This is a genomic window from Caballeronia hypogeia (assembly GCF_001544875.2).
Taxonomy (GTDB): domain Bacteria; phylum Pseudomonadota; class Gammaproteobacteria; order Burkholderiales; family Burkholderiaceae; genus Caballeronia; species Caballeronia hypogeia.
Map to the genome: position 1 here is coordinate 18,256 of NZ_FCOA02000046.1, position 25,747 is coordinate 44,002.

The following is a 25,747-nucleotide window of genomic DNA, read 5'->3' on the forward strand; positions in this document are numbered from 1 at the left end:
TTCGCGGCCCGACATCCACACGACGCAACATGCCATCCGACCTTCTGTCCCGTCTCAAGAACGAAACCGCCGCGTGCCACACGCGGCTCGAGAATGCCCTCGACCTGATGCGGGACAATCTGCAGCGCGATGAGTACATCGCGCTGCTCGAACGGTTCTATGGCTTCGTCGCGCCGTGGGAGGACGAAGCGGCGCGCTGCATGCCCGCCGCGCTCGCGGATTTCTTCGATGCGCGCCGCAAGGCGCCTCTGCTCGCCGCCGATCTCGCCGCGCTCACGGGCGAGCGCCGGCCGGTGGCTTCCGTGCCGCAGGCGGACGCGCGCTACGACCTGCCGCGCCTGCACAACATCGGCGACGTGTTCGGCTCCATGTACGTGATGGAAGGCAGCACGCTCGGCGGACGCTTCATCGCCCCGCATGTGGCTGCGTGTCTCGATCTGCCGCCGGGCCTGGGCAACGCCTATTTCGACGGCTACGGTCCGCGCACGGGCAGCATGTGGAACGCGTTTCGCGAGATCGCGGCGGCTTCCGTGCCGGAGTTCCAGCACGACGATGCGGTGAGGGCCGCCATCGCGACCTTCGAGAGCCTTCACTCGTGGCTGTGTCCCGAATCAGCCGATATCGAGCCTTTGCTGCCGTCGCACGGAGTCGCTACATGAGCGATTCCGAGAGCACGCCCATGAGCACGCCCATGAGCGCGGCGCGACGCGACACGTCTTACGGACCGCCCGACGCCGAAGCGCGGCGGCGCACGCTCAGCTCAGGGGTCGCCAGCAAGGACTGCGACGCCGAGCCGATCCATATTCCCGGCGGCATCCAGCCGCACGGTTTTCTGCTCGCGCTCGCCGGCGATCTGCGCATCGTCCAGGCGAGCGACAACGTGCCGACACTCACGGGCGCGCCGGTCGAAACGTTGCTCGGCGAGACGCTCGACGCCGTGTTCGGCGCGGCGGGCGCGCGACGTGTCGCGCAGGCGGCGGCGACGGCCGCGCTCGATGACGCGCCGCTCTACATCGGTCCGGTCGACGTCACGCCGTCGTCCTCCGAACGATCGATGCGCTTCGACGTGACGCTGCATCGGCACGACGGCACGCTGATCGTCGAAATGGAAGCCGCCGCGGCGACGGGCGATGGGTTCGCGTCGATGTATCCGCTCGTGCGCACCTTCGCGCGCGGCTTGCAGGACGCGGCGAGCGTGCAGCAGCTCGCGGAGCTCGCGGTGCGCGAGGTACGCGCGATCACCGGCTTCGGCCGCGTGATGCTCTACAGCTTCGACGACGAAGGCCGCAGTCACGTGCTCGCCGAAGACCGCGACGGCAGCTACCCGTCGTTCCTGCATCAGTTCTTTCCGGCGTCGGACATTCCGCGCCAGGCGCGGGCGCTGTATCTGAAGAACCGCATCCGTCTGGTCGCCGACGTCAACTACAAGCCCGCGCGGCTCGTGCCGGATGTGAACCCCATCACCGGCCGACCGACCGATCTCACGTACGCGACGCTGCGCAGCTTTTCGCCCGTACATCTGGAGTACATGCGCAACATGGGCACGCACGCGTCGATGTCGGTGTCGATCGTCGTGCGCGGCCAGTTGTGGGGCCTCATCTCGTGCCACGACCACGACGCGCGCATCGTGCCGTTCAACACGCGGGTGGCCGTCGAGCATCTCGGGCACATGCTGTCCTTGCAGATCGAGGCGAAGGAAGAGCGCGCCGAGGGCGAATATCTCGCCGCGCTGCGCCGCACGATGGGCCGGCTGATTTCGGCGATGGGCGAGCACGAGAACTTCGTCGCGGGCCTGCAGGCGGTGCCGCAGGATGTGCTGAGCTTCGCGCGCTCGGCGGGCGCCGCCATCGTCTTCGACGATCAGGTGACGCTGCTCGGCGCGACGCCCGACGAAGATACCGTGGGTGCGCTCACGCACTGGCTCACCGAACACACCTCGGGCATCTGGGCGACGGATTCGCTCGCCCGCGAATGGCCACCGGCGAAGGCGCACGAGGACCGCGCGTGCGGGGTGCTCGCGGTGCCGGTTTCGCAGATCTTTCGCAACTATCTGCTATGGTTCAGGCCCGAAGTGATGCAGACCATCAAGTGGGCGGGCGAGCCGGTGAAGATCGAGAACGCCGACGGCGCGAGCGCGCCGCGCACCAGCTTTTCGCCATGGCTCGAAACCGTGCGGGGACATTCCGCGATGTGGCGGCAGGGCGAAATCGAAATCGCCAGCGAATTGCGCGGCGCGCTGCTCAACATCGTGCTGCGCCGCGCGGAGGAACGCGCAGAACTCGCAACCGAACTCGCGCGCGCGAACAAGGAACTGGAAGCGTTCTCTTATTCGGTGTCGCACGATCTGCGCGCGCCGCTGCGTCACATTGCGGGATATGGCGACCTGCTGCGCGAGCAGGAAGGCGAGCGCATGTCGGACAAGAGCCGGCGCTTTCTGAACAACATGCTCGATTCGGCGCGCTTCGCGGGCACGCTCGTCGACGATCTGCTGACCTTCTCGCAGATGGGCCGCGCGGCGCTCAGACCCGCGCCGGTCGATCTCGGCCAGCTCGTGCGCGGAGTGGTGCAGGAGTTCGAGGTGGAAGGATCGGGCCGGCGCATCGAATGGGTGATCGGCGATCTTCCGCGCGTCACCGGCGACGCCGCTTTCCTTCAGCTTGCGCTGCGCAACCTGATTTCGAACGCGGTGAAATATACGCGGACGCGGGAATCGGCGAAAATCGAAATATTCGCGACCCGCAACGGCGACGAATACGTGATGGGCGTGCGCGACAACGGCGTCGGCTTCGACATGAAATACGCCGCCAAGCTCTTCGGCGTGTTCCAGCGGCTGCATCGCGCCGAAGAGTTCGAGGGCACGGGCATCGGGCTCGCCAACGTGCGGCGCATCGTCGAGCGGCACGAAGGGCGCACGTGGGCCGAAGGGCGGCTGGGAAAGGGCGCGGTATTCTACTTCTCGCTGCCGGTCGTATATCGCAACGCCGGCGGAGCGCAGGGCGGCAAAGGGGCACGGGGCGCGCGCCAGCCAGGCGCATCCGGGACAAATTCAAGAAGAAACCATGCTTAAACCGATATTGCTCGTCGAAGACAATCCGAACGACCTCGAGCTCACGCTGGTCGCGCTCGACAAGAGCCAGCTCGCGAACGAGGTGATCGTCGCGCGCGATGGTCAGGAGGCGATCGACTATCTTACCGGCGAAGGCGAGTGGAAGGAGCGCGCGCCGGGCAATCCCGCCGTGATCCTGCTCGATCTGAAGCTGCCGAAGATCGACGGCCTCGAAGTTCTCGACATGATCCGCTCCAACGCGACATTGAAGAGCGTTCCCGTCGTCATGCTGACGTCATCGCGCGAAGAGCAGGATCTTATTCGCAGCTATGAGCTCGGCGTGAACGCCTATGTGGTGAAGCCGGTGGAGTTCGCCGAATTCGTCGACGCGATCGGCGATCTCGGCGTGTTCTGGGCCGTGCTCAACGAGCCGCCGCCGGGCTCCACGCGCTTTCGCCGACCGCCGCCCGCGCAATGACGCTCGTGCCCATGTCCGCGTCTTCGTCCCAGCCTTCGCGCCCGCAAGCGTCCTTCAAAGAGGACGCCTAGATCATGCAGCCCCTGCATCTGCTTCTGGTCGAAGACAACGCACTCGATGCGGAGCTGACGATCGCCCAGCTGGAGCGCGCGGATTACGCGGTCGACGCATCGATCGTCTACGACTCCGCGAGCTTCATCGCGGAGATCGGCAAGAAGCGCTTCGACGTGATCCTCGCCGACTTCGTCATGCCCACTTTCTCGGGCATCGAGGCGCTGACCATCGCCAGCGAGCGCGCGCCGGACACGCCGTTCATCTTTGTCTCGGGGCTGCTCGGCGAGGAACACGCCGTCGACATGCTCAAGCGCGGCGCGACCGATTACGTGCTCAAGCAGCGCCTGCAACGCCTGCCCGCGGTCGTGCGCCGCGCGCTGCGGGAAAGCGCCGAGCGCGCGCAGCGCATCGCGGTGGAGCGCGCGCTGCGCGAGACCGAAACGCACTTTCGCCTGCTGATCGACGCGCTCAAGGATTACGCGGTCATCACGCTCGACCCGGAAGGGCGCATCCGCACCTGGAACGCCGCGTCCGAGCGCATTCTGGGCTTTCCCGCGCAGGACGTGCTCGGGCAGTCCGCGAGCATCTTCTATAACCAGGAAGACCGTGAAACCGGCGTGTTCGACGCCGAGCTCGATACCGCGCGCCGCGAAGGCAGCGCGAGCGACGACCGCTGGCTGTGGCGCAAGGACGGTCATTCGTTCTTCGCCTCGGGCGTGACGACCGCGATTCGCAGCGAGCATGACGAGCTGATCGGTTTTTCGAAGATCGTGCGCGACGCCACCGACGCCCACATGGCCGCCGACGCGCTGCGTCTCGCCAAGGATCAGGCCGAATCGGCGAACCGCGCGAAGGACCATTTTCTGGCGGTGCTGTCGCACGAGCTGCGCACGCCGCTCACGCCGATTCTCGCGGCCGTGCGGCTGCTCGAGATGAAGCATCCGCTGCCGCGCGAGGCGCATCCGACGCTCGATCTGATTCGCCGCAACGTGGAGCTCGAAGCGCGTCTCATCGATGACCTGCTGGACCTCACGAGCATCGCGCGCGGCAAGCTGTCGTTGAATTTCGCGAGCGTCGCGCTCGACACGCTGCTCATCAGCGCGCTCGACATGTCCGAGGCCGATCTGCGCGGCAAGACCCTCACGCTGGAGACGCATTTCGATGCGGGCCAGTTCGTCGTGCTGGGCGACGCCGCGCGGCTGCAGCAGATTGTCTGGAACCTGATGAAGAACGCGGTGAAGTTCACGCCCGCGGGCGGCCGCATCGACGTGCGGACCTGGAATCCGGACCCGGCGACGATCGCCGTTTCGGTGACGGACAGCGGCATCGGCATCAGCGCGGAGGCGTTGCCGCGCATCTTCTCGGCGTTCGAACAGGCCGACGATTCGATCACGCGCTCCTTCGGCGGCCTGGGGCTCGGCCTCGCGATCGCCAGCACGCTCGCGCAGAAGCACGGTGGCACGCTCTCGGCTTACAGCGAAGGTCGCGACACGGGTGCGCGCTTCACGCTCACGCTGCCGCTCGCGAAGGCGCAGCCGGAGCGCGAGGACGCGCCGCGCGTCGAGGCGGCGATCCAGGAGCAGGGGCGCGCGCTCAAGGTGCTGCTCGTGGAGGACAACGAGCAGACTTCATCGGCGATGGCGGAAGTGCTCGAAATGCTCGGCCATGAAGTGACGGTCGCGGTGACTGTCGCCGATGCGCTGGAGCGCGCGAGGAGCGGGCCGTTCGATCTGCTCGTCAGCGATATCGGCCTGCCGGACGGCAGCGGTCTCGACATTGCGCGCGCGTGGCAGGCCTTGCAGGCCGGCAAGCCGTCGGTCGCAATCACGGGTTACGGCATGGACGAGGACATTCGCCGCTGCCGCGAAGCGGGATTTCTCGATCATCTGACCAAGCCGGTCAATTTCTCGCGGCTCGAAGCGCTGATTCAATCTCTCGCGGAACAGCCTTCGAGATAAGCGATTCGCGCGCCGCTGCAAAAAAATTTGACAGCCGCGCGCGGGGTCGTGTCGATTGACGGAGCGTCGGTTCGTTGTACGGTAGAGAGCCGCGCCAACCCGGCGCGTCTCACTCATTACACGGAGCCGATATGTCCCATTCCGACGTCAAGCCGATCCCCGAAGGCATGCATTCGCTGACCCCGCATCTCGTCTGCGCGGGCGCGGCCGAAGCAATCGAGTTCTACAAGCGCGCGTTCGGCGCCGTCGAGCTGGGCCGTCTCGCGGGCCCGAACGGCAAGATCATGCACGCGCAGGTCAAGATCGGCGATTCCGCGCTGATGCTCGTCGACGAAGACCCTGCTTACGGCATGAACGGTCCGAAGGCGCTGAAGGGTTCGCCCGTCACCATCCATCTGTACGTGGAAGACGTCGACGCCGTCGTGCGCCAGGCCGAAGCCGCGGGCGCGAAAGTGACGATGCCCGTCGCCGACATGTTCTGGGGCGACCGCTATGGCCGGCTCGAAGATCCGTTCGGCCATCAATGGTCGGTCGCCACGCACAAGCACGAGTGCCGGCCGGAAGACGTGGAAAAGGCGATGGCCGCGATGTGCCAGCCGGGCGCCTGACCTTTCCCCGCCTTCACGAAAATGGAGCCAGCGATGCAGAAGATTTCGCCTTGCCTATGGTTCGACGGCAACGCCGAGGAAGCCGCGAATTTTTATGTCAGCGTTTTCAAGAGCGCGCGAATCACGGAGATCATGCGCCATACCGAATCCAGCCCCGGACCGGCGGGCAGCACGCTCGCGGTTCTGTTCGAACTCGAAGGCGAGGATTTCATGGCGCTGAACGGCGGCCCGGAATTCAAGTTCACGCCGGCCATTTCCATGTTCATCAAATGCGACACGCAAGCCGAGATCGACCATTACTGGGACAAGCTGCTCGACGGCGGCGAAGCGATGGCATGCGGCTGGCTCACCGACCGCTATGGCGTGACATGGCAGATCGCGCCGCGTCGACTGCTCACCATGCTGCAGGACCCGGACCCGGTGAAGGCCGATCGCACCATGAAAGCGATGATGGGCATGATCAAGCTCGACCTGCCCACGTTGCAGAAGGTCTACGACGGCGCGTGAAGCAATCCGTGGTTCAGACGGCGCGTTTCTTCGTCTTGCGTTCCATGAGCTTCGACGCCATGAACCGGTGATCGGGCGAAAACAGCCGCCGGTACGTCATCACGACGGCGGCGACCACGCCCAGCCCCGAGGCCGCCGCGATCAGAAACATGATCACGATCTGATAGCGCACCGCCTGCAACGGCGACTGCCCGGCGAGCACCTGCCCGGTCATCATGCCGGGCAGGCTGACGAGGCCGACCACGGCCATCGCATTCAAGGTGGGGATCATGCCCGCGCGCACGGCCTGGCGCGCGGGACCTTGCGCCGCTTCCCAGCGCGAGGCGCCTAGCGCGAGCGACATCTCCACCACCGCGCGTCCCGCGGTCAGTTCCTCCGTCATTCGCTCGATGCCGAGCGACACGCCCGTGAGCGTATTGCCGAGGATCATGCCGAGAATCGGAATGGCGTATTGCGGCTGGTACCACGGATGAATTCGGATCACGACGAACAGCCCGAATGCGCCGATCAGCCACGAACTGCCCCAGATCGACAGGATGCTGTCCGCGCGCTGCCCGGCGTAGGTGCGCCGTCCGCGATCGGAGGCGGCGAGGCCGGCGATCACGGTCATCAGCGCCATCAGCGGCAGCACGACATACCAGCGGTTGAACGCGAACACCCAGCCGAGCACATAGCCGATCAGCAGCAGTTGCACGACGGTGCGGATCGCCGCAACGAGCAGCTTGCGTTCGAGTCCGAGCTTGAGCGCGACCGACAGCGCGCCATTGACGACGATGAGCGCCGCCGCGAGCGCGATATCGAAGAGACCGAGATTCTGATAGCCGTTCATCGCGTTTCTCCGCCGAGCACGCCCGCGTTCATCGTCAGGTGGCGCGTGGCGACGCGATGCGCCTGCTCCGGATTGTGCGAGACCCAGATGCACGCGCGCGCGCCATCGGCGTCGAACCATGCGCGCACGAGCGCTTCGATCGCGCGCGCGGAAGCAGGGTCGAGCGATGCCGTGGGCTCGTCGAGCAGCAGCACGTCGGGCGCGAGCTGCAGCACGCGCACGAGCGCCGCGATCTGCGCTTCGCCGCCGGAGAGATCGGCGGCGAACTTGTCGAGGAAGTCGGCGCCGCGCCCGGCTGCCGCAGCCAGGCGCATGGCCGTGTCGCGATTGAAATGCGTATCGCGATAGGTTTTCAGCGCAAACGGATAGCGCAGATTGTCCTCGACAGTGCCATCGAGCATTGCGGGCCGCTGCGCGATATACGCGACGCGCCGCCGGTACGCCGGAATGTGCGAGCGCGCGATGCGCTCGCCGCGCCAGCTCACGTAGCCGTCGTTGCACGCGTCGAGCAGCGCGAGCGTGCGCAGGAAGACGCTCTTGCCCGAACCGGACGGCCCGGTGATCGCGGCGCGCTCGCCTTCGCGCAGCGTGAAGTCGGCCGGATGCAGCAGCACCGTGCCGCGCACGGCGTCGCGGCGCACGACGCCGTGCGCGCCGACGAGTTCGCCGGCATCGGATGACGAAGGTGATGTCACGGGTCGATGGGGAGACTGGTTATTCGAGCGCACATCTTACGGATATTCGCCGTTTAGCGGAGAGATGAACGGCGCCGGGCGCGGCTCACGCGGGCACACGATGTGCTGGCCCACCCATAATCAGCAGAAACGGATGGAGCCGTCATGGCGCAGGCTGGAACGAGCGGTAAAAAAATCGGAAGGATCGTCGCATGGTTTTTTGCCGTTCTGGCGGTTCTGATTGCCATTCTCGTAGTCATCTTCCTGACCTTCGACTGGAATCGCCTGCGGCCCTGGGTGGATGACAAGGTGTCGGAAGCCATAGGCCGGCGCTTCGAGATCACGGGCGACCTGAAAGTGGGCTGGCAGCGCCCGCCCAATGAAACGGGATGGAAACACTGGGTGCCGTGGCCGCGTTTTTCGGCGGAGAAGATCACCATCGCGAATCCGGACTGGGCGAAACAGAAGTTCTTCGCGACGCTCGACGAGATTGACTTCCAGGTGGCGGTGCTGCCGCTGCTCACGCATGACATTGTGATTCCGGCGATCAATCTCGTGAATCCGTCCATCGATATCGAACGGCTCAGGGACAAGCGCAACAACTGGACGTTCAAGTTCAAGCAGTCGAACCAGCCTTCGACATGGAACCTGAAGCTCGGCGACATCTCGCTCGCGAAAGGCACCATCAGCATCGCGGACGAAGTGACGAAGGCCGAAATGCAGGTCGTCGTGGACACGCTCGGTCAGCCGGTGCCGATCGGCGAGGTGATGAAGCAGCAGGAGGCGGCGTCGGCGAAATCGTCGGCGGAGATGGTCGGCAAGAGCGGCGCGGCCAAGCTCAACAAGCAGGCCGATGTGGCGGCCGCGTCTGAAGCTTCGGCGGCGTCGGCCGCGTCCGCGGCTGCGGCGGCGAATGCATCGACGCCGAATCCGGCGAGCACGTCGGCCAATACCAGCATCACGACCAAGGAAGGGCCGAAGCCGCCGATTCCGCCTTACGCGTTCGGCTGGACCGTGAAGGGCGCCTATAACGGCGGCAAGGTATCGGGCGACGGCAAGCTGGGCGGCGTGCTCGCCGTGCAGGACGCGAAGCGCCCGTTCCCCTTGCAGGCCGACGTGCGGCTCGGCGACACGCATATCGCGTTCGTCGGCACGGTGACCGATCCGGCGCATCTCGCGGCGCTCGATCTGCGCCTGTGGGTGCAGGCCGTGAGCATGGCGCATCTGTATCCGTTCACCGGCGTGCCGTTGCCGGAGACGCCGCCGTTCGCGACAGAAGGGCGCCTCACCGGCCAGTTCCGCGAGGACGGCAACGTGTTCCACTACGAGAATTTCACCGGGCGCGTGGGCGGCAGCGACATCAACGGCTCGCTCGTCTATGCGGGCAGGAAGCCGCGTCCCCTGCTGCAGGGCGAGCTCGTGTCGCATCTGCTGCAGTTCAAGGATCTCGCGCCGATCATCGGCGCCGATTCGAACGCGAGCAAGGCCAAGCGCGGCGACAAGGAGAAGCAGCCGTCGTCCAAGGCCCTGCCGACCGAGGAGTTCAAGACCGATCGCTGGAAAGCTATCGATGCAGACGTGAAATTCACCGGCGAGCGCATCGTCAAGGACCCGGCGCTGCCGATCACGAATCTCTATACGCACGTCGTCATGAACGATGGCGCGCTCTCATTCGAGCCGCTCAAGTTCGGCGTGGCGGGCGGATCGATCGCGTCGAACATTCATCTCGATGGCAGCGCCGCGCCGCTGAAGGGACGCGTGTCGGCGCAGGCGCGGCATCTGAAGCTCAAGGAGCTGTTCCCGACCGTGAAGACGATGCAGTCGGCGCTCGGCGAAATCAATGGCGACGCGGCGCTATCCGCTGTCGGCAATTCGCCGGCCGCGCTCGCGGCGACCTCGAACGGAGAAGTGAAGGCGTTGATCACCGAGGGGACGGTGAGCCGCCTCTACATGGAAGCGGCGGGGCTGAACGTGGCGAACGTGGTGTACGAGAAGCTGTTCGGCAAGCGCGATGTGAAAATCAACTGCGCGGCGGCCGATTTCGTCGTGACCGACGGCGTGCTCGACTCCCGCGTGTTCGCGCTCGACACCGACGACGCCGTGATCAACGTCGACGGCACGATCAACCTGAAGACCGAGGACATGGATCTGGGCATCCATCCGCACACGAAGGGGCTGCGGATCTTCTCGCTGCGCTCGCCGCTGTATGTGAAGGGCACGTTCAAGGATCCGCATATCGGCGTGAGTCCGGTGCTGGCGCTGCGTGGCGCGGCGGCGGTCGGTCTCGGTTTCATCAATCCGTTCGCCGCGCTGATTCCGCTGATCGCGCCGAGCAACGACAAGCCGCTGCCGTGCCAGCAGATGCTCGCCGACATGAGCCGCGCGCCGACCGCGCCGCCGGCCGGGCAGAAGGAAAAGGCGAAGGCCGCGCCGGCTTATATGTCGTCGGGAGCGGCGGCGACCGACAAGCCCGACAAGCCCGACAAGGATAAGGGCGCGAAGAGGCCGGCGGCGCCGTCGCCGGCGAGCGCGGCACAGTATCGGGGGAGCTGAGGCGGGGGAGTCATGCGGACGGCAGTCGAAGGTTGTCCCCAGCAAACGTGGACCACCCTGTTGAAAAGCTGCCGAAAAGTCTGATAAATGCCTGATCTGGAAGGAAAAGCCACGCGCGCTTCAAGACGCGTCAGCGAGCTCGGGTAACTGCATAACTTATCCCCAGCAGACGGGGAAAGGGCTGTGGAAAAACGCTTGGCGACTCATCCAGATTCTTGATTTCGCGCGGAAAACCCCGTGCGGCGCGTATCGCGCCACTTCCTTTCACAAGGGAAACGTCTCGAACGGATGCCCGACTTATCCACATTTTCTGTGGATAGCAGTGTTGAAAAGGCGCCGGTATCGTCGTTAAGTCTTTGATGAAAAAGGTTTCGTATGAGCTGACCGAAGTCGCGCAGCGATCGCGCGCGTTTGCGCGCGAAGGCCGCACCACGATTTGGTCAAATCGAGATACCCGATGCGCCGTCGCTGCCCAGCAGTTGCTCGACCGAATCCGCATCCACGTAATCCTGCTCGGGCAGACCATCGAAAACGGTGATGACGTCGTTGCTGACGCCCGCAGCGCGCGCCGTATCGACGATCGCATCTTTGTTGGCGGGATACTTCACGATACGTAGCACCTGGGCGATCTCGTCGTCGATCGGCTCGTCGTTCAAGGCGTGTTTTGCGTGCGTGTCGGTCATTCCGAAGTCCGGTTCGGGTCAGTGGAGAGAAGGGCGCATCACGTCTGGACCTGGATCGGGTTGCTCGCCATGCCGTGACTCGGCTGACGCGACTTGGGCAGCGGTACGTGGCGCCAGCGAGCATGATCGAGGTCCTGCGCCGCGACTTCCGGCGCGGGCGGCGAAACCGGTGGCGCGTTCACCCGCAGCGCGGCGCGCGTCGCGGCGGCGCCGGTGGTCGAAATGTCCGTCGAACTCGTGTGCAGCGGAGCCGCGTAGCACGATACGGAAACCAGGGCCATCGACAACAACGTTGAGGTCTTCATCGGGAAACCCCTCCTCTGTCAGGCAGCGAGAACCATCAAGCAAAGCCTATGCCGATGATTTTTCAGGCTACCCGCCGCACGCGCGACCGGTTCGGGCGATCCGCGCACGGGCACGACGAGCGGACGTCGCGCGAACATACTTCGAGTGAATTGTGAAGTCGCCCCGGCTCGCGCGAATTACGCGCGCACGCCACATTGCGCGCCGCGAAATTGCACGGCTGCGCAGTTTCAGCGCGACGTCGGGTTCAAACGGAAGTATGCGTCCAGAAGCGAGGTTTTGTACACGACTCCGAGCAGCAGCGGCTGCGTCTTCTTTTCGATGACGGGAAGGCGTTCGCCCTGAAACGCGAGGAAGTGCTGCAGCGCCTCGCCGAGCGACATGTCGGGCGTGAGCACGTCGAATTGCGGCTGGAGATAGTCGGCGGCGGTCTTGGATTCGCAGCCTTTTTCGTCGAGCAGATCGGAGGTGATGTTCTTCAGCGCGACCACGCCGCGAAAATGCTCGGCTTCATCGACCACGTACAGATACTTCACCGGATATTCGAGGAACACGCGCGTCATGTCTTTCACGTTCGCGGTGAGCGGCACCACGGTGTCGGCGGGCTTGACCAGCTCGCGCATTTGCGTGGCGGCGAGGCGCAGGCGCTCTTTCTCTTCACGATTGCGGCGCAGGGTGACTTCGTACATCGAAGTCTGCTCGGACGTGCGCGCGATGAAATACGCGATCACGCACGAGACCATCAGCGGCAGCATGACCTGATATGAGAGCGTCATCTCGAAGATCATCAGAATGGCCATGAGCGGCGCATGCGTGGCTGCGGCGAGGAACGCGCCCATGCCGACCATCGCGTAGGCGAAGGGCGCGGACGTGGAATCCGGCCAGATCGCATGCACGCCGATGCCGTACAGGCAGCCGAGCACCGCGCCGACGAACAGCGTCGGCGTGAAGATACCGCCGACCGCGCCGGAGCCGGCTGTGGCCGCCGTGGCGATGATCTTGAACACGAGCACGGTGAGCAGCGCGGTCCAGGTCCACGGCTCGTGCAGCAGCGAGTTCACGACTTCGTAGCCGTTGCCCCAGACTTCGGGCCACCAGATCGAGATCACGCCCACGATGAGCCCGCCCAGCGCGAGCCGCACCGGCAGCGGCAAGGGCAGGGTCGAGAAGCGCTTCTTCGAGGCCGACAACAGCCTGAGGAAATGCGGCGCGAGCACGCCGCACAAGAGGCCGAGCACGACGAAGAGCAACACCTCGATACCGGTGACGGTCGGAAACACGGGCATTTCGTACGGCGGACGATAACCCGCGAACTCGCGCATCGTGATGTTGGCGACGACCGACGATACGACGATCGGCCCGAAGCTTTCCATCGCCATGGAGCCGAGCACGAGCTCGGTCACAAAGAACGCGCCGGCGATTGGCGCGTTGTACGCGGACGTGATACCGGCGGCCGCGCCGCAAGCGACGAGCAGACGCAGGCGCGGCGGATCGAAGTGCACCCAGCGTCCGATCAGCGACGAGGCGAGCGCGGCGAGCTGGACCATCGAGCCTTCGCGGCCGATCGAGCCGCCGCTCGAAATCGTGATCAGCGAAGACAGACTGCGCCACAGGCTTTGCCAGACCGGCACGGCGCCATCACCGATGGTGACGGCTTCCATGTAATCGGTGCTCGCGTTCTTGCTGGCGTGCTTGCGGGCGATCAGCAGGCAGCAGCCCGCGATCAGACCGCCCACGGCGGGCAGGAGGACGCGCACGGGCCACGGCAGGTCGCGCGCGAGCGCGACGAGTCCTTCCGAGTGATTGCCCAGCAGGTGTTGCAGTAAGAGGATGCCCTCGCGAAAGACCGAGGTGGCGAAGGCGCCCGCCACGCCGACGACGACCGCCCAGACGAGCATCGTATGCGAGTCCGACAAACGAAAGAACCGTTGGGCGCGCGTGCGCAGCTTGAGCAGGAACGAGAGCACTTTTTCGAAAACGTGGAAAGCTTAGAAGGAAATGGAATAAGGACTCGCAAGGATAGCATTGCGGGAGGGCGCTGCGGACGCTCGTCCGCGCGCGAGCGCATTTTCAGCGGACGAAAAAAAGCCCGGCGCGCGTGGCCCGGGCTGCTTTCGACGCGTGGGGCGTGAGCCGACTCACCACTTCGGCGCAAACGGCGGATTCGCGTTGCGCTTGCCTTCGTCGAGCGCGTCGATCTTCGCGATGTCGTCGGCGTCGAGTTCAAGTTGCTGCGCCTCCCAGTTGCTCTTCTGATGCTCCGCATTCGTCGATGCCGACAGCACCACGATATCCCGCGACAACAGCCACGCGAACGTCACCTGAGCGGGCGTCGCGCCGTGCTTCTGCGCGATCTCCCTGAGCGTCGGGTCGGTGTGTGCGCGGCCTTCGCCGAGCGGCATGTAGGCGGTGACCTTGACGCCGAGCTTCTGCGTCGCTTCGACCAGCGCGCGGTTGGCGAGAAACGGGCTCACTTCGAACTGATTCGTGACGATGGCGTCGCCGCCCGGCGCCTTCAGCGCTTCTTCGAGCAGCGGCGCGGTGAAGTTCGACACGCCGTAATGCCGGATCAGCCCGAGCTTGCGCGCTTCCTGCATGGCCGCGAGCGTTTCCGCGATCTGCACCGCGCCGTCCGGCGAGGGCCAGTGAACGAGCGCGAGATCGATCGTGCCGATATCGAGCTTCGCGTGACTGTCCTTCAGGCTCGCGACGAGCACGTCGCGCGAGAGCCGTTCCCACCACACCTTCGTCGTGACCCAGATGTCGTCGCGCGGCACGCCCGAGTCGCGCACGCCCTGGCCGACGGCGGCCTCGTTGTTGTAGTACTGCGCGGTGTCGATGTGGCGATAGCCTAGCTGCAGCGCGCTTTTGACGGCGCTGGTGGTTTTCGCGGCTTCGACGCGGAACGTGCCGAGACCGAAGGGAGGAATCGTTTCGACCATTTCTTCTCCTGGTTGAGTGACGAGGAAGCTTTCTACGCGTCCTGATCGAGTTCGGGATAGTGCCTGAAAATGCCGGACTCGTTGAACGGAATGCGCCGGTCCGAATCGACATACGCCGCGATCTTCGGACGCTTCAGGACCGCGTCGTGGATCGCCGCCACGCGCGGATACTGCGCGCCGAACTTTTTCATCGCGCGCGGAAAGGCGTAATGCAGTCCATCGACGATCTGGAAAATGGACAGATCGACGTACGTGGTCGTGTCGCCGATCATCTGCTTGTCGCCGTGCGGATTCTGCTTCAGCACGCGTTCGAAATAGCTCATGAATTTCGGCACGCGCTTCTCCAGAAAGCTCTGCGTGCGAATCTTCGCCGCGTCTTTCTGATCCTCGTAGTAGAGATCGGTCGCGAGCGGATGATGCGTGTCGTGCACTTCGGCGACGAAGTCCGCGATCGTCAGTTGCAGGCCGTGCGCGACGTAACGCAGGTCTTCGTCCTTCGGCGCGAGATTCAGCTTCGGCCCGAGATACAACAGGATGTTCGCGACGTGCGGCACGATCAGCTCGCCGTCTTTCAGAAACGGCGGGGCGAATGGAATGTGCGGCTCGGTCGTGCTGTTCAGCACGCGCATCATGCCTTCCGTGCCGTAGCCGGCCTTCGGCTTGCCGCGCGCGACATCCATATAGCGCTCACCGGCGTCTTCCAGCGCGAGGCGCACGAATTCGCCGCGGCCTTGCAGACCGTCCCAGTAATGGAGTTCGTAAGCCATGAGAAAGGGCTCCTCGTCGGGGCATGCCGCGTTCGCGGCGACATGCGGAGTGTGCGCTTTTTCAGCGTGACGATGAAAAGCGCGGACGAAGGTGCAGGCGAGCAACACGCGTTCCCGCAGTGCGCTTACGCCATGAATCCGCGCGAGTCGGGCCGATTCGGGCAAAATCGATGTTTTGCGAATCGACACGTAGCGGAGAAGGGATGGACAAGCAAGGCTTCACCACAGGCATCGTTCACGGAGACAGGAACGTGGGCGTCGAGCACGGCGGCGTGCGCCAGGCGATCCACACATCGGTCCAGTACGGATTCGAGCGCGTGGAAGATCTGATCGGCGTGTTCCAGGGCACGAAGAAGGGCGGCTTCAACTACGCGCGTCAGGGCACGCCGACGACCGCCGCGCTCGAGCGCAAGATCACGAGCCTCGAACAAGGTGTCGGCTCGATCTGCTTCAGCACCGGCATGGCGGCGATCACGGCCGTGTTTCTGACGCTGCTGCGCGCGGGCGATCACCTCGTCTCCAGCAAGTTCGTGTTCGGCAACACCAATAGTCTTTTCGGCACCTTGCGAACGCTCGGCGTCGAAGTGACGGTGGTCGATGCCACGTCGGCCGCGAACGTCGCGAACGCGATCAAACCGAACACGCGCATGGTGTTCGTCGAGACCATCGCGAATCCGGGCACGCAGATTCCGGATCTGAAGGGCATCGGCGAGCTGTGCCGCGAGCGCGGGCTTGCGTATGTCGTCGACAACACGATCACTTCGCCCGCGTTGTTTCTGCCGAAGACGGTCGGCGCGAGCCTCGTCATCAACTCGCTGACGAAGACCATCGCGGGTCATGGCGCGGCGTTGGGCGGCGCGGTGACGGATACCGGTCTCTTCGACTGGAGCGCGTATCCGAACATCGCCGATGAATATCGCCGTTCCGCGCCGAAGGAGCAGGGGCTCTTGCAGATCCGCAAGAAGGGCTTGCGCGACATGGGCGCGGCGCTTTCGTCCGAGCAGGCGCATTCCATCGCCATGGGCGCGGAAACGCTCGCCTTGCGCGTGGCGAAGTGCAGCGACAATGCGCTCGCGCTGGCGAAGTTTCTGGAGAAGCACGAAGCGATCGGACGCGTGTTCTATCCGGGGCTTGAAAGCCATCCGCAATACGCGATCGCGCAGGAGCTGTTCAAGGGCGCGTCGTGGCTGCTGTCGTTCGAACTGCGCAACGCGGATCGCATGATCGAAGTCGTCAACGCGCTCAAGCTACCAATCAAGGCGACGGGTCTCGGCGACACGCGCACGCTGATCATTCCCGTCGCGCCGACGATCTTCTACGAAGCCGGCCCCGAAGTGCGCAAGTCGATGGGCATTTCGGACGGCATGCTGCGGCTGTCGGCGGGAATCGAGGATACCGACGATCTGATCGCGGATTTCGACCAGGCGCTCAAGCTTGCTGTCTGAGCGAGAACACGTGCCCTAGTGTTTCAACGAGGCACGCGTTCTCTCTCACGAATCACAATCACGAAGCGCGCGCGTAGTAAATATTCTGCGGATGCCGCGCTTCGGCGAAGAAGAACCAGCGTTCGGCGATCAGTCCCAGATACTGCGTGACGAACGCAACGCCGAACAACACGGCCGATTGCGACGTGATGCCCGCGAGCATCATGACGAACGGCAAGCCGAACGCGCCGACGAGAAACGTCCACTTGATGCGCGCGATCGCCTCCGCCGAGCGTCCATGAAAGAACTCGCGCAGATTGAATGCGCCGGCGGTGAAGCCGCGCGATTTCTGCACGACGTTGTCTCCCTTGATGCCCGTCGCACTCTGCACCGTGGATTTAGGACGCAGCCGCGCATTGCGCTTGAGCGACGCCACGCGCGAGATGCATCCCGCGAGCGTCAGCGTACACGCGCAGGCCGCGAGCCCCGCGACGAGCGATGGCGCGAGCCACGCCGCGCACGCTGTCCCGAGCGTGAATCCTGAAGCGCAGCCGAGCAGCACGAAGTTGACCATCGTGAGCGGCGTCGCCCATTCCTGCAGGAAGCGCAGGCATGCGTAGATCATCGCGGTGCAGACGAACAGCGCGGCCGACGCGATCACGCCGACCAGGCCGACGACGAGCGACCACGACGCGCCGAGCCAATGCGCGATGCCGTAAAGCGCGGCGCACGCGAGAAACGCGGGCAGGCACAGACATTCGCGCGAGAGCCACGACGTGCGCCACATCGCGATGGCGCGCCACGCGCGCTCGGGATGTCCGAGATGGAAGAACGAGGCGATCAGCCCAAGGCCGCCGAGCGCCACCGAGAACGCCGCCCCGACGATAAAGAACATCTGCGCAGGCGCGACGATCAAGCCGAGCTTTGCGAGCACCTCGACGCCGACGAGCGCGATCAGCAGACCTTGCGCGGCGCCGCTTAATGTCGTGAGAAAAACGACGGAAAACGCGGGTTTCATATCGATCTCCGGTCCTGGGTCACACGCGCACGGCCATGGACGCGAGGTTCAGTTCGCCGTGTGCTTCGAGTTCATCGGTGTTGTCCGAGTGGCAACCGCACGAACCGCCGCTGCCGCATGCATGCACCGCGTTCACGGGTTTGCGCGGCAGGTAATGATTCGCTGGCCGCGTCTCCCATTCGGGCATCAGCTGATAGCCGCCGCGCTCCCTGATGGCCTTCGACACCACCGACTCCGGATCGTGAATATCGCCGAAGAGCCGCGCCGAAGTCGGGCACGCGAGCACGCATGCCGGTTTGCGATCGCGCTCGGGCAGCGCCTCGTTATAGATGCGATCCGCGCACAGCGTGCACTTCGTCATCTCCTTGCGCTCTTCGTCGAGTTCGCGCGCGCCGTAGGGGCACGCCCACGCGCAGTACTTGCAGCCGATGCACTTGTCGAAGTCCACCAGCACGAGGCCGTCTTCCTTGCGCTTGTAGCTCGCGCCGGTCGGGCAGACCGGCACGCACGGCGGGTCTTCGCAGTGCAGGCACGACTTAGGAAAGTGAATCGTGTCGGCGAGCGGAAATTCGCCGGCTTCATAGGTCTGCACGCGATTGAAGAAGGTGCCGGAAGGATCCGCGTCGTAGGGACGCTGATCCGCGAGACTGCCCGCTTCGCCGGACGTGTTCCACTCCTTGCAACTCGTCACGCATGCATGGCATCCGACGCAGACATTCAAATCGATCACGAGAGCCATTTGAGTCATGCTGGTCTCCTTCAGTTGTTTGCATCACGCTTGATGGCGTTGCGCAAGCGCGCCGCGAATTCGCCGCGTCCGGCGAAGTACGTCTGCACGACGCGCTGAATCGTGCCGGTCATGCCGGGCGATGGCTGCATTGGCGCGAATTGCGGCAGCGTGTGGCGCGCATCGGCCTCCGCCGGATAGACGCGCACGCGCACGTCGTACCACGCGGCCTGTCCGGTGATTGGATCGGAGTTCGAGAGGCGCATGCCTTCGCGCGCGGACGCGGGCAACTCATCCGTAATGAGGTGATTGAGCAGAAAGCCGCGCTGCGATTCGTTCGCGTCCGGCCCGAGACTCCACGCGCCCGACGCCTTGCCGATCGCGTTCCATGTCCACACGGTGCCCGGTTCCACCGTTTCGCTATAACGCGCCATGCAGCGCACCTTGCCCCATTGCGATTCGACGTAAATCCAGCCGCCGTCCTCGATGCCGTTCGCCTTCGCCATGCGCGGATTCATGTACAGCAGGTTCTCGCCGTGAATCTGCCGCAGCCACGCGTTCTGCGAGTCCCACGAGTGATACATGGCCATGGGGCGTTGCGTGACGGCCGCGAGCGGGTATTGCGTCAGATCGGTGGTATCGAGTTCGAGCGGCGCGTACCAGAACGGCAGCGGATCGAAGTACTGCTCGATGCGCGCCCGCAGATGATCGGGCGGCTGGCGTCCTTGCGTGCGTCCCTGCGCGGCGAGGCGAAACTTCTGCATCACGTCGGAGTAGAGCTGGATCAGGATCGGCGCCTCGAACTTGCGAAAGCCCTTCTCGACGGCGAATCGCAGATACGGCCCGTTCTGCCCGCGCATGTACTGCAGCGATTCCGGCAACGTGTAGTGATAGACGCAATCGTGCTTTGCGTACTCTTCCCACTGATTCGGATTCGGCTCGCCGACGAGCGCGTCGCGGCCATCCTTGCCGCGCCAGCCGATCAGAAAGCCGACGCCCGAGCCCGGCGCGGTCTGATGATTGACGATGAAATCCGGATAGTCGCGATACTTGCGCTCGCCTTCGGGTGTGGTGAACGCGGGCAGCTTCAGACGACTGCCGAGCTCGACCAGCACTTCCTGGAAGGGCCGGCATTCGCCCGTGCGCGGCACGACCGGCACGCGCACCGAGTCGACGGGGCCGTCGAATTCGGAGATCGGGCGGTCGAGCATCGACATCGCATCGTGGCGTTCGAGATAGGTCGTGTCGGGCAGGATCAGATCGGCGAACGCGGTCATCTCCGACTGGAACGCATCGCACACGACGATGAACGGAATCTTGTACTCGCCGTTATCGTGCTTGTCGGCGAGCATCTTGCGCACTTCCGTCGTGTTCATCGACGAGTTCCATGCCATGTTGGCCATGAAAATCATCAACGTGTCGATGGTGTACGGGTCGCCGCGCCATGCGTTGGTGATGACGCTGTGCATCACGCCGTGCACCGCGAGCGGATACTCCCACGAGAATGCCTTGTCGATGCGCGCGGGCGTGCCGTCATCGTGAATGAACAGGTCGCCGGGCGCGGCGGGCCAGCCGAGCGGACCGGCGGCGAGCGGCGTGTTGGGCTTCACCTGATCCGGATGATTCGGCGGTTTCGCCGATGGCGGCACCGCGCGCGGAAACGGCGACTTGTGCCTGAAGCCACCCGGACGGTCGATCGTGCCGAGGAGCGACATCAGCACCGCGAGCGCGCGGATCGACTGGAAACCGTTCGAGTGCGCGGCGAGCCCGCGCATCGCGTGAAAGGCGATCGGGTTGCCCGTTACCGTGTCGTGCTTTCTGCCCCAGCAATCGGTCCATGGAATCGGCAGCGTGATCTTGTGCTCGCGGCTCACCTGGATCATTTCGGCGGCGAGGCGTTTGATCGTCGCCACGGGAATGCCGGTGATGTCCGCCGCCCATTCGGGCGTACATGGCGCCGCCTGTTCGCGCAGCAGCGCGAAGGAGGGCGTGACGGGCGTGCCGTCGTCGAGCGTGTAACGGCCGTCGAGCGCGGGCTCCGCGGCGTCCGCATGATGCGCCACCGCGCGATTCGTCTTCGTGTCCCACCACAGATGATTCTGCGGAAAGAGGGCATTGCCCTCGGGCGCGTTGCCGTCCTTCACGAAGAGGCCGAAGGAGTCGCTCGCTTCGTTCATGTCGAGCAGCTCGGCCGCGTTCGTGTAGCGCGTGACGAACTCGTGATCGTATGCGTCGGCGGCGATGAGTTCGTGCATCAGCGCCATGAAGAGCGCGCCATCGGTGCCGGGACGGATCGGCACCCATTCATCGGCGATCGCCGCGTAGCCCGTGCGGATCGGATTGATCGCGATGAAGCGTCCGCCCGCGCGCTTGAACTTCGAAATGGCGATCTTGAGCGGATTCGAATGATGATCTTCCGCCGTGCCGATCATGAAGAAGAGCTTCGCGCGATCCAGATCGGGACCGCCGAATTCCCAGAACGAGCCGCCGATCGTGTAGATCATGCCCGCAGCCATGTTCGATGAGCAGAAGCCGCCGTGCGCGGCGTAATTGGGCGTGCCGAAGTTCTTGGCGAAGAGGCCGGTCAGCGCCTGCATCTGGTCGCGTCCGGTGAAGAGCGCGAACTTCTTCGGATCGGTGGCGCGCAGATGGGCGAGCCGTTTTTCGAGGGTGTCGAGCGCGACATCCCATGAGACAGGCTCGAACTGCGCCTCGCCGCGCAGCGCATCCTTCTTGCGCATGAGCGGCTGTGTGAGACGCGCGGGCGAATACTGCTTCATGATGCCCGACGCGCCTTTCGCGCAGATCACGCCCTGATTGAGCGGATGATTCGGATTGCCGTCGATGTATCTGACTTCGCCGTCGCGCAGATGCACGCGGATGCCGCAGCGGCATGCGCACATGTAGCACGTCGTGGTCTTGACATCGAGCTTTTCGTTCTGGGTGCGAGCGCCGTGTTCCATGAGTGCTCCTCCAAAAACGATAATGCGCAACGAGGCGTGTTGCGCGTTATCGGTACTTCAGTGCCGGCCCTTCAGTGCATCCTTCAGCCGAAGAGGCGTTCGACGCCGAGCGTGATCAGCAGACCGCCGCCGATCAGCCACACATACAGGATCGCACCGGTGGCAAGGGCACGGGGGCCTGCCTGACGAATCTGCGCGATGCGGGTTTCCATGCCGAGCGCGGTCATGGCCATCGTGAGCGCGAAGGTGTCGAGCATGTTGATGGTGCTGGTCGCGACCGCCGGCAGCACGTTCAGCGAGTTCACGATGACGAGCGCGAGAAATCCGAGCGCGAACCAGGGCACCGCGATCTTGCCTTTGCCTTGCGCGCCGCCTTCACTCGATGCGTTGCGCGAGCGGCTGATCCAGAAGCCGATCACGAGCAGCACGGGCACCAGCAACATCACGCGCGTCATCTTGACGATGGTGGCGATATGCGTCGCTTCGGGGCTCACGTTGCTCGCCGCGCCGACGACCTGCGCCACTTCGTGAATCGTGCCGCCGAAGAACAGGCCCGCGCCGAGCGTGTCGAGATGCAGCCAGCCGGCGTTGAGCGCGAGCGGATAGAGGAACATCGAGAGCGTGCCGAACAGCACGACGCTGCCGACCGCCATCGCGCTCTTGTGCGGCTTCGATTGCAGCGTCGATTCGAACGCGAGCACCGCCGCCGCGCCGCAGATCGCGCTGCCCGCCGCCGTGAGGAGCGCGGTGTCGCGATCGAGCTTCATCAGCTTCATGCCGGCCCAGGTGCCGATCACGAGCGTGCTGACGACCACCAGCACCGACACCGTGAAGCCGGAGATGCCCACTTGCGCGATTTCCTGAAGACTCACGCGCAAGCCGAAGAAAGCGACCGCGATTCGCAGGAGTTTGCGCGCGGAGAAGTTGACGCCGGCGGCCCAGCTCTCGGGCATGCCGTGACGCAGCGCATTGCCATAGATCGCACCCGCGACGATCCCGACGATCAGCGGGCTGATCCCCAGCCCGGCGATGGCGGGCACGGCGGCGAGCCGCGTGACGGCCGCGGCGAACAGCGCGACGAAGAGAATGCCGTTGAGCTGTCCACGAGTGGAGGACGCGGCTGGCGCCAGAGTTTGAGATGACGGAATCGTGGACATGGTTGAACCGGTTGGTAAGTTGGATGTGTCGATGGGCTAATCCTATTCTCGATATATGAATATGAAAAATCGTGATTTAGAATGTAAACTATCGGATTAGCTTATATTTGATAGCGATGACCCCGGAACAACTGATAACTTTCGCGACGGTTGCGGAGCACGGCAATATCAGCCGCGCGGCGGTGGCGCTGCACTTGTCGCAGCCCGCCGTGTCGGGGCAGTTGCGGCTTTTGCAGGAGGAATTCGGCGAGCCGCTCTATCAGCGCGATGGTCGCGGCGTGCGCCTGACAGCCGCCGGCGAGCAGTTGCTCGGCCACGCGGACCGCCTGCGTGAGACTTTCCGTCAGGCGCACGCGCTGCGCGACGCGTTGCGCGGGCTCGAACGCGGCACGCTGCGCATCGGCGCGAGCACGACGCCCGCGAGCTATCTGCTGCCGTATCTGATCGCGGCATTTCACAAGCGCTTCCCCGATGTCGTCGTGAAGACCATCGACGGCAACACGGCCGACATCGTCGCGGCGCTCGGTTCGCTCGATATCGCGTTGATCGAAGGCTCGCCGGGCCAAGATTTGCCGCTCGGCACGACCATCACGCCGTGGCGCGAGGACGAGATCGTCGCGATCCTGCCGAACGGCCACCCGCTTTACGGCAGGCGCGAGGCCGTTACGCTCGGGGACCTGAGCGCGCATCCACTGGTCCTGCGCGAGCCGGGCTCGGGCGTGCGGCAGATCATCGAGCGCGCGTTCGCGGACAGCGGCGCGGCGATGCGCGTCGCGCTGGAAATCGCGGGCGTGGAGGGCGTGAAGGAGGCGGTGCGGGCGGGCATGGGCATAGGTTTCGTGTCGGCCATGTCGATCCGACACGAAGACAGCGCGCTGCAACGCGTGCGCATCGCACCCAAACCGCTGACCCGGCGTTTCTCGATTCTGCTGCCGCATGCGGCGACGCCATCGCGCGTCGCGGCCCGCTTTCTCGAGCTTTGCGAAGAGCCGGGCTTGTTTGGCTAGGGAATTCCACTATGGCGCGTGGACGGCGCTCTGGCGCACCATTCGTTCTCAACACGGGCGCTGCGGCGTCCTTTTTGAAAATCGTTTATGGAACCGGTTCCATTCTTGATTTTGGGGCCGAAACCGATGCGAGATGCAATTGAACCAAATTTCCAGAACCGATGATTTACCCGATGTGGTGATTGTCGCGAGCGCCTTCGGCGCGGACCAGATCCGTCGCGACGGTCACGCCGTCTGGGCGGCTGCGGCGGCGCGCGCGGGCGCGAACGGCTTCGAGGTGCGTCGCGAGCTGTTCGCCAGCGACGACGACTCACAGCCCGCAGCACTTGCACGACTCGGCGAGCGGATTCGCGCGCAGGGTTTGTGGGCGGTGTATTCGACGCCCGCGACGCTGTTCCGCGACGACGGCGCGCTCGATATGGACGCGCTGCGTCTCGCCATCGACGAGGCGGCGGCGCTCGGCGCGCACATCGTCAAGTTGCAGCTTGGCGGCATGCACAGCGGCGTCGCGACCGATGCCGCCACGCTCGATCGTCTGATCACTGGCGTCGCGGCATCGAAGGCGCGCGTCGTCGTGGAGAACGGGCAACTGCAGGCGGGGGGCACGATCGACGCATTCGAGACGCTTTTCGCCGCGCTGCCGACCGGCGAGAGCGACGGCCGCCTCACGATGACTTTCGATACCGGCAACTGGCTTTGGGCCGGACAAGACCCGCTCGACGCCGCGAAACGCCTCTCACGGCATGTCAGCTACGTGCACTGCAAATCAGTGATGGGCGAGGGCGCGCGCCGGTTTGCCGCGGCGCCCGCGAACGGCGACACGCGCTTCGCGACGCTTCTGGCGCATTTGCCGGGCGCCATGCCGCGCGGCATCGAGTATCCGTTCATTTCCGGCCCGGACGCTTCGCTCGACGCGGACGCCGCGCGCCAGGTCGCCCGCATCGCGGCATTTTGAATTACGCATTTTGCATTCAGCATTCATTCGCAAAGGACCCGACATGCAAGCAACGTCTGAAGCCCTCGATATCGTCACTTACGGAGAAGCCATGACGATGTTCGTCGCGGCCGAGACCGGCGATCTGGCGAAGGCCGGCCAGTTCACCAAGCGCGCCGCGGGCGCGGATCTGAATGTCGCGATCGGTCTGTCGCGCCTCGGGTTCAGGGTGGGCTGGATGAGCCGGGTGGGCAACGATTCGTTCGGCCGCTATGTGCTCGACGTGCTGGCCGCCGAAGGCATCGACGCGCGTCGCGTCACCATCGACGAGCGCTATCCGACCGGCTTCCAGCTGAAGGGCAAATGCGATGACGGCAGTGATCCGGCCGTCGAATACTTCCGCAAGGGCTCGGCCGCGAGCCATCTGTCGCTCGACGACTACGCGGCCGACTACGTGCTGGGCGCGCGTCACCTGCATCTGACGGGCGTGGCGCCCGCCATTTCCGCGACCTCGCGCGAGCTCGCGTTCCACATGGCGCGCGAAATGCGTGCGGCAGGCAAGACGATCTCGTTCGACCCGAATCTGCGTCCGACGCTGTGGCCTTCGCGCGAGGCGATGGCCGAATCGCTCAACGCGCTTGCCGCGCTGGCCGACTGGGTGTTGCCGGGCGTGTCCGAAGGTCTGACGCTGACCGGCTACGCGAAGCCCGAGGACATCGCATCGTTCTATCTCGACCGGGGCGCCAGGGGCGTGGTGGTGAAGCTGGGCGCCCACGGTGCGTACTTCCGCACGGCGGAGGGCGATCAGGGCATCGTGCCGGGCGTGCCGGTGGCGAATGTCGTCGATACGGTCGGCGCGGGAGATGGCTTCGCGGTCGGCGTCGTGAGTGCGCTGCTCGAAGGGCGCGACGTGCGTCATGCCATCGCGCGCGGCAACCGCATCGGCGCGCTGGCGATTCAGGTGATCGGCGACAGTGAAGGTTTGCCGACGCGCGCCGCGCTCGATCTGCTCGAAGCACAGGATTCCAACGACAAGACGGCCAAAGCCGCGTTCGATCTGGCCTGAGGGCCGTCAGTCGAAAGACTCAGACGAAGTACCCAACCGAATTGCGTTC

The 25,747-nt window shown here is 64.7% G+C and carries 22 protein-coding genes; 11 read left to right on the plus strand and 11 right to left on the minus strand.

Annotated features, from left to right (window positions below; all coding sequences use genetic code 11):
* Positions 1 to 29: 29 nt before the first annotated feature.
* From AWB79_RS35390 to AWB79_RS35415, 6 genes are all read left to right on the plus strand, one after another.
* Entirely contained in the window at positions 30 to 659 is a 630-nt protein-coding gene (locus AWB79_RS35390) for a biliverdin-producing heme oxygenase (RefSeq protein WP_061172118.1), read from the plus strand.
* Positions 656 to 3,067, plus strand: coding sequence for an ATP-binding protein (locus tag AWB79_RS35395; RefSeq protein ID WP_232471122.1), 2,412 nt, complete (start codon positions 656 to 658; stop codon positions 3,065 to 3,067). Before AWB79_RS35390 ends, AWB79_RS35395 begins: the two co-directional genes overlap by 4 nt.
* Positions 3,060 to 3,524: a response regulator gene (locus AWB79_RS35400; RefSeq protein ID WP_061172119.1), complete on the plus strand. Its 465-nt coding sequence runs from the start codon at positions 3,060 to 3,062 to the stop codon at positions 3,522 to 3,524. Before AWB79_RS35395 ends, AWB79_RS35400 begins: the two co-directional genes overlap by 8 nt.
* Before the next feature lie 74 nt (positions 3,525 to 3,598).
* Complete coding sequence (locus AWB79_RS35405) at positions 3,599 to 5,536, plus strand: hybrid sensor histidine kinase/response regulator (RefSeq protein WP_061172120.1); 1,938 nt, start codon at positions 3,599 to 3,601, stop codon at positions 5,534 to 5,536.
* 131 nt (positions 5,537 to 5,667) lie between these two features.
* Entirely contained in the window at positions 5,668 to 6,144 is a 477-nt protein-coding gene (locus AWB79_RS35410) for a VOC family protein (RefSeq protein ID WP_061172121.1), read from the plus strand.
* A 33-nt stretch (positions 6,145 to 6,177) separates the two neighbouring features.
* Complete coding sequence (locus tag AWB79_RS35415; RefSeq protein ID WP_061172122.1) at positions 6,178 to 6,651, plus strand: VOC family protein; 474 nt, start codon at positions 6,178 to 6,180, stop codon at positions 6,649 to 6,651.
* Positions 6,652 to 6,664: 13 nt separating this feature from the next.
* Here the strand turns inward: AWB79_RS35415 and AWB79_RS35420 are convergent, their stop codons facing one another.
* Together AWB79_RS35420 and AWB79_RS35425 are read right to left on the minus strand one after the other, a co-directional pair.
* A complete protein-coding gene (locus AWB79_RS35420; protein ID WP_061172123.1) occupies positions 6,665 to 7,480 on the minus strand; it encodes an ABC transporter permease in 816 nt (271 codons plus the stop codon).
* Entirely contained in the window at positions 7,477 to 8,175 is a 699-nt protein-coding gene (locus AWB79_RS35425) for an ABC transporter ATP-binding protein (protein ID WP_061172124.1), read from the minus strand. Before AWB79_RS35425 ends, AWB79_RS35420 begins: the two co-directional genes overlap by 4 nt.
* A 144-nt stretch (positions 8,176 to 8,319) precedes the next feature.
* Between AWB79_RS35425 and AWB79_RS35430 the strand changes: the two genes are divergently transcribed.
* Positions 8,320 to 10,707 carry an AsmA family protein gene (locus AWB79_RS35430; protein WP_061172125.1) on the plus strand — a complete coding sequence of 796 codons (2,388 nt, stop codon included), beginning with the start codon at positions 8,320 to 8,322 and terminating at the stop codon, positions 10,705 to 10,707.
* A gap of 440 nt (positions 10,708 to 11,147) precedes the next feature.
* Here AWB79_RS35430 and AWB79_RS35435 read toward each other — a convergent pair whose 3' ends face one another.
* The 5 genes from AWB79_RS35435 to AWB79_RS35455 all read right to left on the minus strand — a co-directional run bounded on the left by AWB79_RS35435 (position 11,148) and on the right by AWB79_RS35455 (position 15,402).
* The gene (locus tag AWB79_RS35435) at positions 11,148 to 11,390 is read right to left on the minus strand and encodes a DUF2795 domain-containing protein (RefSeq protein WP_061172126.1); all 243 of its coding nucleotides are present in this window, start codon (positions 11,388 to 11,390) and stop codon (positions 11,148 to 11,150) included.
* A 38-nt stretch (positions 11,391 to 11,428) separates the two neighbouring features.
* Positions 11,429 to 11,695, minus strand: a complete 267-nt coding sequence (locus tag AWB79_RS35440; RefSeq protein ID WP_061172127.1) for a hypothetical protein — start codon at positions 11,693 to 11,695, stop codon at positions 11,429 to 11,431.
* Positions 11,696 to 11,923: 228 nt separating this feature from the next.
* Complete coding sequence (locus AWB79_RS35445) at positions 11,924 to 13,660, minus strand: ClcB-like voltage-gated chloride channel protein (protein WP_061172128.1); 1,737 nt, start codon at positions 13,658 to 13,660, stop codon at positions 11,924 to 11,926.
* Between the two features lie 171 nt (positions 13,661 to 13,831).
* Positions 13,832 to 14,635 (minus strand): aldo/keto reductase, encoded by an 804-nt coding sequence (locus AWB79_RS35450; protein ID WP_061172129.1) that lies wholly within the window; start codon positions 14,633 to 14,635, stop codon positions 13,832 to 13,834.
* A gap of 32 nt (positions 14,636 to 14,667) precedes the next feature.
* Complete coding sequence (locus AWB79_RS35455) at positions 14,668 to 15,402, minus strand: glutathione S-transferase (protein WP_061172147.1); 735 nt, start codon at positions 15,400 to 15,402, stop codon at positions 14,668 to 14,670.
* Positions 15,403 to 15,605: 203 nt separating this feature from the next.
* On the opposite strand from AWB79_RS35455, the gene AWB79_RS35460 reads away from it, so the two are divergent.
* Complete coding sequence (locus AWB79_RS35460; protein WP_061172130.1) at positions 15,606 to 16,847, plus strand: cystathionine gamma-synthase family protein; 1,242 nt, start codon at positions 15,606 to 15,608, stop codon at positions 16,845 to 16,847.
* Between the two features lie 58 nt (positions 16,848 to 16,905).
* Here the strand turns inward: AWB79_RS35460 and AWB79_RS35465 are convergent, their stop codons facing one another.
* From AWB79_RS35465 to AWB79_RS35480, 4 genes are all read right to left on the minus strand, one after another.
* Entirely contained in the window at positions 16,906 to 17,844 is a 939-nt protein-coding gene (locus tag AWB79_RS35465) for a dimethyl sulfoxide reductase anchor subunit family protein (protein WP_061172131.1), read from the minus strand.
* A gap of 19 nt (positions 17,845 to 17,863) precedes the next feature.
* Positions 17,864 to 18,592 carry a 4Fe-4S dicluster domain-containing protein gene (locus AWB79_RS35470; RefSeq protein ID WP_061172132.1) on the minus strand — a complete coding sequence of 243 codons (729 nt, stop codon included), beginning with the start codon at positions 18,590 to 18,592 and terminating at the stop codon, positions 17,864 to 17,866.
* An 11-nt stretch (positions 18,593 to 18,603) separates the two neighbouring features.
* Positions 18,604 to 21,534, minus strand: a complete 2,931-nt coding sequence (locus AWB79_RS35475) for a molybdopterin oxidoreductase family protein (protein ID WP_061172133.1) — start codon at positions 21,532 to 21,534, stop codon at positions 18,604 to 18,606.
* Between the two features lie 83 nt (positions 21,535 to 21,617).
* Complete coding sequence (locus AWB79_RS35480) at positions 21,618 to 22,691, minus strand: YeiH family protein (protein WP_061172134.1); 1,074 nt, start codon at positions 22,689 to 22,691, stop codon at positions 21,618 to 21,620.
* Positions 22,692 to 22,807: 116 nt separating this feature from the next.
* On the opposite strand from AWB79_RS35480, the gene AWB79_RS35485 reads away from it, so the two are divergent.
* The 3 genes from AWB79_RS35485 (at position 22,808) to AWB79_RS35495 (ending at position 25,698) form a co-directional block, all read left to right on the plus strand.
* Complete coding sequence (locus tag AWB79_RS35485) at positions 22,808 to 23,698, plus strand: LysR family transcriptional regulator (RefSeq protein ID WP_061172135.1); 891 nt, start codon at positions 22,808 to 22,810, stop codon at positions 23,696 to 23,698.
* 133 nt (positions 23,699 to 23,831) lie between these two features.
* A complete protein-coding gene (locus AWB79_RS35490; protein ID WP_061172136.1) occupies positions 23,832 to 24,653 on the plus strand; it encodes a sugar phosphate isomerase/epimerase family protein in 822 nt (273 codons plus the stop codon).
* 43 nt (positions 24,654 to 24,696) lie between these two features.
* Positions 24,697 to 25,698: a sugar kinase gene (locus tag AWB79_RS35495; protein WP_061172137.1), complete on the plus strand. Its 1,002-nt coding sequence runs from the start codon at positions 24,697 to 24,699 to the stop codon at positions 25,696 to 25,698.
* Positions 25,699 to 25,747: the final 49 nt, after the last annotated feature.